The organism is Alteromonas sp. ABH4_457, assembly GCF_056160625.1.
Genome location: NZ_JBSWXN010000007.1, coordinates 327,469 through 342,505, shown reverse-complemented (window position 1 = coordinate 342,505; position 15,037 = coordinate 327,469). Strand labels below are relative to the sequence as shown.

General features: G+C 48.8%; 14 protein-coding genes. 4 read left to right on the top strand and 10 right to left on the bottom strand.

Features of this window, described 5'->3' with window-relative positions:
- Positions 1–17 precede the first annotated feature (17 nt).
- Together lipB and lipA are read left to right on the top strand one after the other, a co-directional pair.
- A complete protein-coding gene (lipB, locus tag ACXAGR_RS19255) occupies positions 18–602 on the top strand; it encodes a lipoyl(octanoyl) transferase LipB (protein WP_474852152.1) in 585 nt (194 codons plus the stop codon).
- Complete coding sequence (gene lipA / locus ACXAGR_RS19250) at positions 595–1,557, top strand: lipoyl synthase (protein WP_119501113.1); 963 nt, start codon at positions 595–597, stop codon at positions 1,555–1,557. Before lipB ends, lipA begins: the two co-directional genes overlap by 8 nt.
- Positions 1,558–1,601: 44 nt before the next feature.
- On the opposite strand, the gene ACXAGR_RS19245 is transcribed toward lipA, so the two are convergent.
- Genes ACXAGR_RS19245 through ACXAGR_RS19235 form a run of 3 tightly spaced genes read right to left on the bottom strand, consistent with a single transcriptional unit; the run spans position 1,602 to position 4,366 of the window.
- Positions 1,602–3,311 (bottom strand): GGDEF domain-containing protein, encoded by a 1,710-nt coding sequence (locus tag ACXAGR_RS19245; RefSeq protein WP_474851998.1) that lies wholly within the window; start codon positions 3,309–3,311, stop codon positions 1,602–1,604.
- A gap of 39 nt (positions 3,312–3,350) precedes the next feature.
- A complete protein-coding gene (locus ACXAGR_RS19240; protein ID WP_474845765.1) occupies positions 3,351–3,563 on the bottom strand; it encodes a hypothetical protein in 213 nt (70 codons plus the stop codon).
- Entirely contained in the window at positions 3,560–4,366 is an 807-nt protein-coding gene (locus ACXAGR_RS19235; RefSeq protein ID WP_119501110.1) for an SAM-dependent methyltransferase, read from the bottom strand. Before ACXAGR_RS19235 ends, ACXAGR_RS19240 begins: the two co-directional genes overlap by 4 nt.
- 260 nt (positions 4,367–4,626) lie before the next feature.
- Here ACXAGR_RS19235 and ansA point away from each other — a divergent pair, with 260 nt between their 5' ends.
- Both ansA and ACXAGR_RS19225 read left to right on the top strand, forming a co-directional pair.
- Positions 4,627–5,634, top strand: a complete 1,008-nt coding sequence (gene ansA, locus ACXAGR_RS19230; protein ID WP_474851996.1) for an asparaginase — start codon at positions 4,627–4,629, stop codon at positions 5,632–5,634.
- A 13-nt stretch (positions 5,635–5,647) separates the two neighbouring features.
- On the top strand, positions 5,648–6,484 hold the full coding sequence (locus tag ACXAGR_RS19225; protein WP_474851994.1) for a DUF2797 domain-containing protein: 837 nt from the start codon (positions 5,648–5,650) through the stop codon (positions 6,482–6,484).
- 88 nt (positions 6,485–6,572) lie between these two features.
- Here ACXAGR_RS19225 and ACXAGR_RS19220 read toward each other — a convergent pair whose 3' ends face one another.
- From ACXAGR_RS19220 to ACXAGR_RS19190, 7 genes are all read right to left on the bottom strand, one after another.
- On the bottom strand, positions 6,573–6,794 hold the full coding sequence (locus tag ACXAGR_RS19220; protein ID WP_474851992.1) for a hypothetical protein: 222 nt from the start codon (positions 6,792–6,794) through the stop codon (positions 6,573–6,575).
- Complete coding sequence (locus tag ACXAGR_RS19215; protein WP_474851990.1) at positions 6,794–9,592, bottom strand: DUF349 domain-containing protein; 2,799 nt, start codon at positions 9,590–9,592, stop codon at positions 6,794–6,796. Before ACXAGR_RS19215 ends, ACXAGR_RS19220 begins: the two co-directional genes overlap by 1 nt.
- Entirely contained in the window at positions 9,582–9,872 is a 291-nt protein-coding gene (locus tag ACXAGR_RS19210) for a YeaC family protein (RefSeq protein WP_119501105.1), read from the bottom strand. Before ACXAGR_RS19210 ends, ACXAGR_RS19215 begins: the two co-directional genes overlap by 11 nt.
- Complete coding sequence (locus tag ACXAGR_RS19205; RefSeq protein WP_119501104.1) at positions 9,869–10,198, bottom strand: hypothetical protein; 330 nt, start codon at positions 10,196–10,198, stop codon at positions 9,869–9,871. Before ACXAGR_RS19205 ends, ACXAGR_RS19210 begins: the two co-directional genes overlap by 4 nt.
- A 144-nt stretch (positions 10,199–10,342) precedes the next feature.
- The gene (locus ACXAGR_RS19200; RefSeq protein ID WP_474851988.1) at positions 10,343–12,007 is read right to left on the bottom strand and encodes an alanine/glycine:cation symporter family protein; all 1,665 of its coding nucleotides are present in this window, start codon (positions 12,005–12,007) and stop codon (positions 10,343–10,345) included.
- Positions 12,008–12,051: 44 nt separating this feature from the next.
- Positions 12,052–13,179 (bottom strand): M14 family metallopeptidase, encoded by a 1,128-nt coding sequence (locus ACXAGR_RS19195; protein WP_474851987.1) that lies wholly within the window; start codon positions 13,177–13,179, stop codon positions 12,052–12,054.
- A gap of 183 nt (positions 13,180–13,362) precedes the next feature.
- Positions 13,363–14,808, bottom strand: a complete 1,446-nt coding sequence (locus ACXAGR_RS19190) for a glyceraldehyde-3-phosphate dehydrogenase (RefSeq protein ID WP_474851985.1) — start codon at positions 14,806–14,808, stop codon at positions 13,363–13,365.
- Positions 14,809–15,037 lie beyond the last annotated feature (229 nt).

Genomic DNA, 15,037 nt, shown 5'->3' with positions numbered 1-15,037 from the left:
TGCCGGTGTGGCAAAAAATGCAGTCGTTCACAGATGAGCGTTACGCAGACACAACCGATGAAATCTGGCTGGTAGAGCATGACGCTGTGTTTACCCAGGGTCAGGCGGGTAAAGCCGAACACATATTGATGCCGGGAGATATTCCTGTAGTCAACGTAGACCGTGGCGGTCAGGTTACCTACCATGGTCCCGGCCAGCAGGTTATTTACCTGATGCTGAATATTAAGCGTCGAAAACTGGGTGTGCGGGAGCTGGTGACGGCGATGGAAGATGCAGTGGTTGCATTACTGGCAGACTACGGTGTAGAAGCCCGCGCTAAGAAAGATGCTCCCGGTGTGTACGTTGATGAACGGAAAGTGTGTTCCTTAGGATTACGGATCCGTAAAGGTTGTTCATTCCATGGACTCGCACTCAATGTTAATATGGACTTAGCTCCGTTCAACCGGATTAATCCCTGCGGCTATGCCGGCATGGAAATGATTGATACTGCGCGGTTAGCAGGGCCTGATTCGCTGGAAATTGCAGGCCCGGCTCTCACGCAACACCTTCTGAATATTCTAAATATTCAGGAAGTCATAAACAAAGAAGGTTTTGATGAGTAACGCACGTCCTAAAGCCGGGGTAAAACTCCGCGATGATGAGAAAGTAAAACATATTCCGATTACGATCGTCCCTACCGAAAAAGAGGAGATGCTTCGTAAACCGTCATGGATCAAGATTAAGCTTCCACGTACAACTGATCGTATTGACGAAATCAAACAGACGCTGCGTAAAAACAAACTGCATTCCGTATGTGAAGAAGCCTCCTGCCCTAACCTGGCTGAGTGTTTTAACCACGGAACTGCCACCTTCATGATTTTAGGTGATATTTGTACCCGTCGTTGTCCTTTCTGCGATGTCGCTCACGGAAAACCATTACCGCCCAGTGCCGAAGAACCGGAAAAACTGGCTAAGACCATTGCGGAAATGAAGTTGAAATACGTGGTGATTACTTCAGTAGACCGTGATGATCTCAGAGACGGTGGTGCTCAGCACTTTGTTGATTGTATTAATGCAATACGTGAACACAGTCCGTCAACCACCATTGAAGTACTGGTACCGGATTTCCGTGGCCGTATGGATCGTGCACTGGAGATTTTCAAAAGCGGTGTACCGGATGTATTCAACCATAACCTTGAAACCATTCCTCGCCTTTACCGGGAATGCCGCCCGGGCGCGAACTATCAGTGGTCTCTGGATCTGCTGAAGAAGTTTAAAGCTCAGCACCCTGACGTGAAAACCAAGTCCGGCCTGATGATGGGCATGGGTGAAGAGAACGAAGAGATTGAAGGTGTACTGCGTGATTTACGTGCTCACGATGTCGACATGCTGACTCTGGGTCAATACCTGCAACCGTCCCGTCACCATTACCCGGTGAAACGTTATGTGCACCCGAACGAATTTGATGCGCTTGGCGATTACGCGAAAGATATCGGCTTCGTGCACGCGGCATGCGGTCCAATGGTTCGCTCAAGCTATCATGCAGACCAGCAGGCAGCCGGTAAAGAAGTGAAGTAACTCTCAGCTAAGTATTATAAAAAACCCGGCAAATGCCGGGTTTTTTAATTCATTGAATGACTGTACTCATAAACCTGATTGCGGCCGAAGCGTTTAGACTGATAAAGCGCAAGATCCGAAGCCGAAAACAGGTTATCCAGACCATATCCTACCTGCGATGAACTGCTGACTCCGAAACTGGCTGATACAGTAAACTTATGACCGGATATCCCGGAATCAATTTCTTCAATGGCCTGCCTGCAGCGTTCCGCCAGTTCGAATCCCTGCTCTGTTGTCATTCCTTCGGCCAGAATTCCAAATTCTTCTCCGCCCATGCGGGTGACCAGACCTTTCTCCGGACAGCAATTTTTAAGAACACGGGCCACTTCCCGCAAAACCCAGTCTCCCACCTGATGACCATAGGTGTCGTTAAGACCTTTAAATAAATCCAGATCCAGCAGTAACATCACCACAGACGTTTCATTTTTCTGGCAGCGTTTAAGTATTTCTGCGGCAAGGTCGGTAAAGTAACCCCGGTTATAAACACCTGTCAGACTGTCGCGGGTTGCCAGGTAGCGCAGGCGTCTGGCAAGCGTGCGGCTGCGGTAGCTCCACAATAGCAAAGCAACACCCATTACTGACACCAGCGAGAGGGCCAGCACCGTGGTCTTCATTTTCTGGCTGCTGTATTTTGCTTCTGCCTGAAGTAACTTGTTTTGTTTGTCCAGCAGGAGAATTTCATTTTCTTTACTGGATACATCAAACATGGCTTTCTGAAATGCGAGTTCTTTTATGCTTTGTTCTGAATGCAGCGCATCTTCCATGCGTTGTTTATTGCTGATGTAATCAAACGCCTTATGATATTGCTGCTTTTCAACGGCTATCCCGACCAGGATACGGTATGCATCGCGCAGGGCCTCTTTAAATTCCTCACGGATATCCTTTTGAATCACACCCAGTGCCAGTGCTTCAGCATCTTCTACTTTTCCTTCGCTGAGGCGCATCTCAGCCAGCGATAAACTGAATCCGGCCATCAAATGATGAAACTGACTCTCGTTTACCCGCCAGGTAGCCTCCTTCTCGATAATGCGTGCTTTGTTGAAAGCCTCTTCATTTACATATAAATCAAGCAGATGGACGTAATTGAAAGCGATGTAGTAGTTTTGCCCTGCCCGTCTGCAGACATCAATCGCATGATTAAAGCCTTTTTCAGACGCCGTGTTGTTATGGAGGTTTATTTCTTCACCCAGAGAGAGTGCGAAACAGCGCAAATCATCCCCTGCCTCTTTTGTTGCAAGGATTTTTCCCACCATATCAGACGCCATGTCATACAAACCGGCCTGGCTGTAAAATACCACCATGCCTTTCCAGGCGGATAAATTACTCTGTACGTCATTCAGCCGGGCGATTTGCGCTTCAAGTTCTTTTGCCAGGCCGAACGCATGGTCCCATTCGTTCAGATAAGCTTCCAGTGCCAGCAGAGATTTAGCAACTTTAACTTTCACCGCCTCATCCGGCAGCGTGCGGTAAAGCCCTTTATACTGACCGACAAGAGTTTCAAGAGGCGTATCTTTCGTAGAAAGGTAAATGGATAAATAGCGGTAAAAATGTTTATCTGCCGGTGCAAGCACCTCCGGGTTAACTTCTTTCAGGAGGATTTTTGCCGTGTCCCAGTCAGACAAAGCGAGGGATTCAATGCGCTGCAGTCTTTCATGATCATCCGCTGCCGTGCAGACGAAAGGAATAAACACCAAAATGAAAAGAAAACAGCGCATTCAGCAATCTCAGTATTAAACAACTATCCGTTGCAGCAGTTACGCCACAATCGGGTTTCTGTCGGGCTCACGCTCCGGTTCCCGTGAAGGCTCGTCGGGATCATTAGGCTCCACGATAGCCATCAGCGGGTTCATTCTAACAGTTTCTGCTTTCAAACGTGCGATATCTGCCATTTCTTGCGGTGATAACTGATCGACCGAACGGGTGACATCCTCTGCCAGTGCAGCGAGTATTTCAATAGTCTTATTCATGATGTTGCTTCCTTGTCAGATGAGAGTGAGTTGAGTTTATTTAGTATTTTTTCGTTTTTAATTAATCGCTTGCATGGTGGTATCACCAGGGTGGTGATCAAGGATAACGCTGCTTCGTGTAACGTATTCAAAGGCAGCCATTCAATTCTGGTTTTATCCGTTATCACCACGGGGCATTCATACAACGCAACACGGTGCTCCGGCGGATAGCCATAATCATCAATTAACAGATCAGTAAGTACTTTACGCTGAGCCACCGACGTTGATTTTTTTGTTATGGATAAGTCCCCTGCCAGACCGACCTGCCAGAGGAAGAGATACGCGGTAGTATCGATATTACGTGAGAACATCATGAATTGTGTGGTTTCAAAATGTTGACTGCCATAGGCGCCGGGGTCGATGCCCATATCAGCATACAGGCAGTCTTCAGCAGAAATGCCCGGCTCCATATGCGCACGAAAGCCAGCCTGCTTTGCCTGAGCAATAGCCGTGTGAGGCACCTGAGCAAATACACCCGGATGCCCGTAGAATACACCGCACACCCGTTTGCCCGATGTCACTTCCGCCATTATCGCTGCGACCATTTCGCGATAAGTATCACGGCGATCTTTACCTTCCGCATAAAGTGGCTGTAAAGAACGGGTATCTTTGTTCATGGTGCTTACCCATTGCTCCATCAGAGGATGACAATTGGTAAAGACCACATCAGCGTTTTCGATGTGACTGCGGCAGCGCAGCGGCATATGAGCACCAAGGGTCATTCCCGGCCCCACGCAGACCAAACTTCCTGTGTTACTTTGCATAGTAATAACCGTACTGCTGTATTTTTTATGATTTTATAAACGGTTTCAGACCAGCCTGTTAAAGGCTGTATATTGTCTGAGCGATCTATTCTAATTATGCCCTGATAATTTTGCGGAGCAAGCATGAATTATGTCCGTCTTACCTTTATTAATCAGACATGTGAGGCAAATCAATCACCCTACCCGCCTCTATTCGCAGCGGCACATGATGACTTGCCCTGCCAGCCTGCTACAATACGCCGCTAAAAACAGGAGTCCCTATGAGAAAACATATTTACATTGCCTATACCGGCGGTACTATCGGGATGAAACCCTCCAGACAAGGCTATGTGCCCGCAGCGGGATTCCTTGGCAACACCCTCGCCAACATGCCTGAGTTTCATCGTCCTGAAATGCCTTTATATACTCTGCATGAGTATGACAACCTGATTGATTCTTCTGATATGAACCCGTCAGACTGGCAGCGTATCGCTGATGATATCGCAGATAATTATGATAAATATGACGGATTCATTATTCTCCACGGTACGGATACCATGGCTTACACGGCATCTGCCCTCAGCTTTATGCTGGAGGACCTGAGTAAACCTGTTATCGTTACCGGCTCACAAATTCCGCTGGCAGAACTGCGCTCTGACGGTCAGGTTAATCTGCTCAATGCCCTTTACGTCGCGGCGAACTATCCCATTGCAGAAGTCAGCCTGTTCTTCAACAACCGCCTTCTGAGAGGAAACCGGAGCCGTAAAGTCGATGCTGACGGTTTTAATGCGTTTGACTCACCGAACTTCCCGCCGTTACTGGAAGCCGGTATTAATATCCGTGTCAAAGCCGGAGAACTGGCCAAACCGGCAGCAACACCACTGAAAGTCTGCCGTGTTAAATCACAACCCATCGGTCTGGTGAGCTTATACCCCGGGATTTCACCGGAGGTAATTAAAAACACGTTACAGCAGCCGGTTAATGCACTCATTCTGTTAAGTTACGGTGTAGGCAACGCACCACAACAGCCTGCTCTGTTACAACAACTCAAGTACGCGGCAGACAGAGAAATCGTTGTACTCAACTGCACACAATGTCTCCGTGGCCGGGTGAATATGGGTGGCTATGCAACGGGTAACAGTTTAAAAGAAGCCGGCGTACTGTCCGGCAGTGACATGACGCCGGAAGCAGCCCTTGCCAAATTGCACTATCTGCTCAGCCAGTCATTAAATTATGAAGAGATTAAATCAAAGCTGACGACCAGTTTACGTGGTGAGCTAAGCGAATAAAAAAAGAGTAAACATGCAATCATTTACAGGCGCACTTGGCAAAATGAAGGTAACCGTTAATACCAGTCATCTTGTCCACTACACATTACCGCTGGGTGATGAGAAGGTAGATATGAACAGTCTCATCGGGAAAGAAATTACGCTGACCACAGAAGGTGAAATCCGCTGTGTTCATTGTGAAGCGAAAACCAAAAAAAGTTTCAATCAGGGTTACTGCTACCGTTGCCTGATCACCCTTGCTCAATGCGACAGTTGTATTATCAAACCGGAACTTTGCCATTACAAAGAAGGCACCTGCAGGGAGCCGGAATGGGGAGAAACCCATTGTCTGAGTGACCACTTTGTTTATCTGGCGAATACCGGCAACCTGAAGGTTGGCATTACCCGTCATGTATCTGATCAGGTGTCCAGCCGCTGGATGGACCAGGGCGCCAGTCAGGCTATGGTTTTTCTTCGTGTCAAAGACCGCCTGACCAGTGGTCTGGTGGAAACCTTATGTAAAGCCCACATCGGGGATAAAACCAACTGGCGGACAATGCTGAAAGGCGAAGCGGAAGCGGCAGATTTACCGGCTCTGAAAGCCAGTCTGATGGAGAAAATCGCTGATGGTCTGGAAGATATACGCCGTGAACACGGGCTTGATGCGGTAAGCGAAACCACTGCAGAAGCGGTCTCTATCCACTATCCGGTGGATAACTATCCGGTAAAAATCAAATCAATTAATCTGGACAAAACCCCTGCATTCACGGGCACGTTGCATGGCATTAAGGGCCAGTATCTTATGCTCGATGGTGACAGGGTCATAAACATCCGCAAATATGCGGGTTACCGGGCAACATTATCTTTTTAATGCTTGCCGGCAAGCTGGCAGGTAAGAAAACGCATTAAGATAAAAGGGAGCCGGAAAAGCCGGCTCCCTGTCTTATCCGGTCGCTTTATCAGCCGGAAAACTCTTCGCCACCCATTTCACGGGCCAGATCGTCAAGCTTTGCTGCCGTATCATCAAATTCTCCGTCAGCATAACGGTAGCGGATCAACACATGCTGTGAAGTCCTGCCCCGTTTAACGATGAGATCTTTTGCAACAAAATGCTTCGCTGTATTTAAGAAACGGTAAGCGTCCGGTTCCGTATCAAACACAAATTCCAGTTGCACCTGCACTACACGACCTCTTTCAGTAACACGGCATTTTCCTGCACCTGACCGATGACATTCAGTAACCGCCGGAACTCAGCATCACCGGGTTTTCCGTGACCAAGCCATGCACAAAGGGCCTCACTGAAACTGATATCATCGCCCTTTTCCAGCTTCGCTGTCATCAGCGCAAGCTGCACGCTACGACGCTCCGCCAGCAAAGACGGTGCTGCATCAATATTTAATTTAAGCTCAAGCACATGGGTGTACCAGTCGCGGGATTTATCTGCAGCAGACTGACCTGTCAGTGCATTACGCCATGCTTTCGGTAGTGAAGCCCAGGCATCACTATCCACCGGTAAAGCATCATTCGCCAGCCAGCTTTTCAGCACATCATGCAATGATAACATGGCTGTTTTACGATCATCCAGCGCCTGCTCCTGAACCTGCTGCTGCGCGTTTTTGCGAAGCCGGTCAATACGCTGCTGCACCACCGCCTGTTTCTTTGCGTCAAGGGTCTGCATCGCTTCGACCACAGGTACCAGTGCCGCATCCATTTCTTCCGGATGTTGTTTCACTGATTTGCCAACTACTTTAACCTGTTCAAGCAGCGTATTCAGCTGTGCATTTTCTTCCTCTGCAACGGCATTCCGCAGCTCTTTCACCCGGGCGAACAGCTCATCATTGATGCTCTTAAAGGTTTGCCACAAACGACTTTCATGACGCTTGCCGGCATGACCGGTATTTTTCCATTCCACTTGAAGTGCTTTAGCCTGTTCAGACACAGAAGCACTGTCTTCCTGAGACGCCAGAGATCGGGCTTGTTCAATAATGGCCTGCTTGCGCACGCGGTTGTCATTAAACCACTGATTGACGCTGTCACTGAGTGGCGCCAGCGCACTATCCCAACGTTTCTTAAGCGCCTCATACACGGGTTTATCTACAGCACCGGCATCGCGCCAGCGCTGACGCAATTTATCCAGCTGTTTAGCCAGTGACGCGGGGTCATCACAAGCCGGTGTGAGTGATGATAACTCACTGATCAACCCTTCCCGTTTTTGCTGCGCAGCGAGTCGCTGCTGTTCCTGTTCAGCATAATGGGCACGACATGGCGCAAAAGCCTGTTCCAGCGCTTCGTCAAAGGCGATATCTGCTTCATCCTTATCCTGAGAGGTTGCCAGTGACTGCCATTGTTTACGCAGTTGTTTGATAGCTGCCGCTCTGGCAGCAATATCAGCAGGAGCTGTTGCAGCGAGCTGTCGTGCTTCTTCCAGCATGGCCGGTTTGCGCGGCGCAGCCAGATATGTTTGCCAGCCCTCAAGACGGGCTATCTCTTCAGTGAGCTGCCCGTATTTGCGCTCAACGGAGAGCCGGTTGCTCTCATCGAGTGCATCATATAAAGTCTGAAGTTCAGTGAACCGCGTCATGGCAGCTCTGAAACGTCCGGTTTCAATAAGATTACTGACTACAGATGATAATCTCCGGACCTGCTTCAGCGTATTGTTCTGAGCCACACGACGCTGAGTCTGTTCACGCTTCTTCGCTTTCGACAGTACACTCCAGCGTTGCTTTAACGCATCCGCTACAGGGAACAATAAGTCTTTGTGTTCTGCCCAGCGGCCTGCCAGCGCACGCCACACTTCATCGTCAATGTTTTCTGCGCCACCGGCATCAGCAGCGGCACGTTCAGCATCACTGAGCACCGCATTGAGCCGTATGGCGATCTGCTGTTGTGCTGAGAATGCATCCAGTTTACCGGCAAGGTCATTAATTGTATCTGCCAGTGCCTGTCGTTCCCCGGCAGGCTTTAACTGTGCGAAGCTGTCAGCTTTGCCTTCCAGTTCCCTTACCGCATCATTGACAGATTCGACATCAGAGAGTGTTGCTTCTGACAAACGCTCATTAAACAGCCAGGCAACCTTTTCTTCCGCTGCAGACAATGCAGCCTTGAATAACAACCACTCCTGCTGCAATGCCCTTTCTGCTTGTTGCGCATCCCAGTCGACCTTCAGACGATCGCGGTGTTGCTGCGCGCGTGCAAGTAAACGGGTTTGCTTTTCAGTGATCGTTGCAACAACATTTTCAGCGAGAACGGGTAAATCCGCTGACAGCGCATCTAACTCTTCAGCACAGGCCTGCAAACGTGCATCCACATCTTCATAATCAAAACGGTCAGTGACTGCCTGCAGCTTTGACAACACCAGCGTATAAGCCTGCTCAGTTCTGGCCGGCTTCTCTGCCGCTTCCTGTAAGGCGCTCAGCTTATCCTGAATAAACGTTTGTACCTGCGTATCGTCCGCCTTTTTTATTAAACGGCCCAGCAATACTGCATCATCGCATTGTTCTGCGATACGCATTTGCAGCGACACAGATGCAAATGCTCCAAAGAATTCCCGTGTGTAGTCACTGCGGCCGATTTTTTCCAGCAACGCAAAAATCTGAGCCTCCGTCAGGGTTTCCCGGCGGGGAGATTCCACTAACTTGCGTGCCAGTTCAGCAGGGGCCTGCTTCAGCACATACTCATACTGGTCGTCAGTAGAAATATCAGCACTGTCAGCATCAATAATGGCGGATTCAACCCGTGCAACCGCACGGCGCCGGATTTTGTCATCACGGGCTGTCTGTGACATTTTCATCCACAGAGGAAAGGAATCCAGTTTTTCCAGTGCGGCCAGACTCACATCGCTGTTGCTGTCGTTGAAAGCCAGTTCATGCAACGCCGAGCGTTCTGCTGGTTTACTTACCGATAATCCGGCAATGGCCTGAAGTCGTTTTTGCGGGTCTGAACTGGTGTGCGCCGGGGAAAAAAGTCGACTAAATATCATCCTGTTTGAACCGCGCTATGGTGTTTTCATCCTGTTCCGCCTGCAACGCATCACGGAATTCTCTTTTACTTTTTTGCACGATCTCTCCCTGCGCATTTATTGTCATGTGCTCGGAGGATTTTTCGATTTTGGACTGGTACAACAATACCGCCTGCATGCAACTGTCCCGCTGCTCTTCAGACAGTACAGTGCCATCAGGCCATTTGCCGGTTTCAACTGCCTGACGCAGACGTGCGTACACATCGGGCGTCATAGCGGCAAGTAATGCATCTATATTCATGAGGAAAAACGTTTAATAATGACTAATCTGACACGGTTCACAACATACCACATAAAGCCGGCCACAGCGGCTAAAATCGCCAGGTTATGCTGAATATCACCGGGCTTTGTGCCGCCCCAGTACATAAAGCCGAATCCGGCAACAAACAACAGCACTGCCAGCAGTGACTGATTTTGTATACTTTGTTTTTTCTTGTAGCGCTGCAAACTCTGCTTTCTCAACACATCTTCAGCTGAAGCATCACCCACTCTGAACTGGCAATGGGGGCACTCTTCAGACTTATCGGATATTTTTTTATTACATGACGGACAATCTGTTAATGCCATTATTGCTCCCGGACTGTTTGACTGGTACTTAAATAAGTTTCATTGCGGAACCCTGCGTGTGGCCCGCTTATACAAAAAAGGACACCAATGTGTCCTTTTCAATTCGACGGCTGACATAAGTGTCAGCCGGAATACGCTGACGGTTTACTTATCGTCCCGGACTTTGGCCCAGTACTCGTTCACCGTCTGCTTCATTTCCTTGCTCAGCATCATAATACCAAACAGGTTAGGCAGTGTCATAACAACTATTGCGACCGCCGATAAAGCCCACACCAGCGTGGTATCTGAAAACGAAGCCCAGATAAAACCAGCCACGTAAATCACCCGGTAAGGCATAACAGAACGGGGACCTAACAAATAGGTCATTGCCCTGTCACCGTAATACGACCAGGCAATAGCGGTGGAGAAAGCGAATAACATCAGACCAATAGATACAATGTACTGCCCGAAGTCACCGAAATACCCACGGGTGAAAGCAATGGTAGTCAGTGCGGCAGAATGCACCAGCGACTTGCCCTGCACTTCCAGGTTGTCTTTAACCGGTTTACCATTCTTAATTTGCAGCGTGCCGGTGTAAGCGTCGTCGTCACCCAGTGAATAGGTTACGTCTTCCGCAATAGAACGGGAGTTAATCAGGGTGAAGCCCTCACTGACTGCCGTACCGTTAACCACTGAAACCGGGCCGGTATAAGCCTCAACGCCACTGCCGTCGACACCGTTTAAGTATTTGTAAAGTGCTTCACGATCCTGCGGCTGTTCATCAGAATAGACGCCCTGTACGAAATACATATCTGCGCGGTCAAACACGTTTTCATGCTTTTCTTTCCATACACCTGAAGACAGGATAACCAGACCGGTTACTGTACAAATCAAAATGGTGTCGATGAAAGGTTCAAGCAGAGATACCATGCCCTCAGATGCCGGTTCACTGGTTTTCGCAGCGGCGTGAGCAATTGGTGCTGAACCCTGACCAGCTTCGTTAGAGAACAGTCCCCGGTTTACACCACGGTTAAATGCATAAGCCAGTGATGCACCAAGGAATCCGCCTGCAGCAGCGGAACCGGTAAATGCATCTCCGATAACAGCAGCGAATGACGGCCCGATATTTTCCAGGTTAGCAAAAATTACCGCCAGCGCACCAATCAGATACACCATCGCCATAATGGGAACAATTCTGGCTGTAAATGCTGCAATACGTTGAATACCGCCTAAGATAACCAGTGCCAGCAGGATACCCAGCACGCTACCGACGATAACCGGATCAATACCAAAAGTGGCTTCAATACTCTGTGCAATACCATTACTTTGTGGCAGGTTTCCGGTACCGAATGAACTGATTACCGTCGCAATAGCAAAAGCTACGGCTAACCATTTCATGTTCAAACGACGGTCCATGTAATACATGGGACCACCGGCCATGGTGCCGTCTTCCGTTTTCACACGGTACTTGTGGGAAAGTGTCACTTCTACAAATTTAGTGGTCATACCCAGAAAGGCTGTTGCCCACATCCAGAATAACGCCGCAGGACCGCCAAGAAAGATTGCGAAAGCAACACCACTGATATTACCTGTACCCACTGTGCCGGAAAGTGCAGTGGTTAACGCGCGGAAGTGAGTGGTATCCCCTTCCTCGCCTTCTTTATCATACTTGCCGGTGACGACCAGCCAGGCATGCTTAAAGAAGCGGATTTGCGGAAATTTAAGGTACACGGTAAAGAACAAACCGACACCCAGCAGAACGAAGGGGAACCAAGGTGCTCCCCCGAGCATGCCATCTATTGACACAAGAAAATTATACAAGCCTTCCAAGACGAGTTCCCCTCAATACTTTGTTGTTATTTTGCGTGTTTTTATTATCGTAGTTTTGACACTACCGCACGCACGGCAATCAAAAGGTCTTCTCCCAGCTGGCGGCAGCGTTGCACTGACCATCCATACACAGGATCAGGTAAATTATTATTATCTTTGAACGGCATTTCCAGCGTGTAGGCAAGGCAATCAAATTTCTGACCAACAGCATTGGATGCCACGGTCAGGTTTGCTTCACCCGGCTTGTCTTTTGGATAGCCATATTCGTCCTGAAATTCCGGCGTAGCAGACAGTAATGCTGCTTTAAACGTGTCCTCCAGATCTTTCAGGCGTGCAGAATAACAAGGGATCCCCTCGCTGCCTGCGACAAAATTGTACGGTAATGCTTCGTCACCGTGAATATCAAGATACATGTCTACACCGGTGTCTGTCATGGCATTTAACACATGCAAGACTTCCGGGCTTTTCTCTGCGCTGGGCTCTGCCCACTCACGGTTCAGGTTAGTACCCGCCGCGTTCGTACGCAAATGGCCCCGTGCAGCGCCATCCGGATTCATGTTCGGCACAATATAGAAAACAGCATCGTCCAGTAATTGTTTGGACAGACCGTCCTGTTCATCCAGCAGGCGGTAAAGCAGTCCTTCTGCACACCATTCGGCCATGGTTTCGCCGGGATGTTGTCTGGCTGTGATCCAGATTTTCTTTTTAGCCGGCTCTTCGTCACCGATAACTAACAGGTTAATGTCACGACCATCCAGCGTTTCGCCTAACAGACGGTGTTCACAGCGCAGAGACATTTGTGCATCGTGAACCAGATCCAGATGCCGTTCATAGCTGTAAGGGATGAAATAGGCAAAATAGACGGCTGGCTGTTCCGGTGTGAAGCTGAATGAAAGATTATCACCGTCAAATTCGCTGTCTACGCGAAACCAGTTCTGGCGGTCATAAGAAGCCAGTACATTGTAATCTTTCCAGCCATCGGGATACGCAGATTTAGCCAAATCAGTGAGCGTGATGTGATGGATTTCGAATACTTCCCCGAATAAACGGAAATGGAACCACTGATAAAAATCTGACTGATTGTCTTTGTTGATGCCAAGAACGATTTTTTGCGGAGAGGCGGCTTCGATGACACGGATATTTCCGCTGTCAAACTGTGCTGAGATATGCATGGATCTGTCGTGTCCTTCTATTTTTGCCGCTAATTTAGCATAGTCGGGAATGTAAATACCATGTTTAACACATCCGTCCGGTGGTTATGCCCGGGAAATGAACAGCACGAAGGTTTACATTTCTGCAGACAAAAAAAACCGGTAACGCCGAAGCGATACCGGTATTAACGCCTGCGCTAACAATTATGCAGGTAACGTTGGGAAAGTGATCCCGGCCATGTCGCGCACTACACGCATCACCTGGCAGCTGTATCCGAATTCATTGTCATACCACACATACAGCGTCAGACGGTTATCAGCGACGATTGTTGCCTGTGAATCCACCACACTCGCAGCACGTGAACCCACCAGGTCAGTTGAAACGATTTCTTTACTGGCCGTATAGTCAATCTGATGCTGCAGCGATGAGAACAGAGCCGTATCCCGCAGGAACTCATTCACCGCCAGCTTATCGGTGGAAGTTTTCAGGTTAAGGTTCAGAATAGCCATAGACACGTTTGGTGTAGGCACACGAATCGCGTTACCAGTCAGCTTCCCGGCCAGTTTAGGATAGGCTTTTGCTACTGCTTTCGCTGCGCCGGTTTCAGTGATAACCATATTAAGCGGTGCACTGCGGCCACGACGGTCAGCTTTGTGGTAGTTATCAATGAGGTTCTGGTCGTTGGTAAAACTGTGTACGGTTTCCACGTGACCGGAATCAATACCATACTCTTCATCCAGCGCTTTCAGCACAGGCGTGATTGCATTCGTTGTACAACTGGCGGCTGACAGGATTGTGTCTTCTGCCAGAATGTCTTCATGATTAACGCCGTGAACGATGTTTTTAATGTCACCTTTACCCGGAGCAGTCAGTAATGCCTTCGCAGCACCTTTGGCTTTAAGATGCAGACCCAGACCATCCCGGTCGCGCCACATGCCGGTATTGTCAACGACGATAGCATTATCGATACCGTATTTGGTGTAGTCCACTTCATCCGGGCTGTTTGCATAGATGATTTGAATAAAAGAACCATTAGCTTTAATGGCCTGGCGCTCGTGATCAATTGTGATACTGCCATTGAACGGACCATGTACCGAATCACGACGAAGTAAGCTTGCGCGCTTTTCCAGGTCGCCGTCTTTGCCGCCGCGCACAACAATTGCACGCAAGCGCAACTTGTTCGCTTTGCCCTGTCTTTCTATCAGCAGACGGGCAAGTAAGCGGCCGATACGGCCAAAGCCGTAAAGCACCACATCCTGAGGCGTCTGCTCATCGTCTTTACCGGCTACATCAGCCAGCTTTTCCTGCAAATAAGTATTCAAATCGGTTTGATCGACGGCACTGCCATAATGGAAATCAAAAGCCAGTTTACCAATATCAATTTGTGCCGGTGCGAGGGGCATTGCTGTTAACGCTTCAAGTACAGGAAAGCTCTCCCGTAAACGCAGTTTAATGCCTTCATGTAAACGCACTTTGCGGTGTGCTTTAACGATATCGATGACACTGGCACCCAGTAACGAACGGCCATACACAGACACTTCTACTGAATGATTTCTGTAGAGCTTACCGATGAGCGGCATCATCATTTCCGCGTATTCCTGACGTTCCTGCCAGCTACTTTGCAATTCCTGTTCAAACTGTTGATTCATGCCTTTGCCTTAACCATTTGAAATTAACCGGACAGTCCACGCAGAAAGCTTCATAATTGTAGGGTACACTAAGGTGTAAAAGTCGTTGTCTGCGTGGAACGGACTTATTCTAAGAAAACCATCAAGGAAGACCAAACTGTTGAAAATTTTCAGTATTTCATCATTTAAGCTACAAACACCCCGATCCTTTAGTAATTTTCCAACACAACTGGCGAAGTGCCTGCCGTTA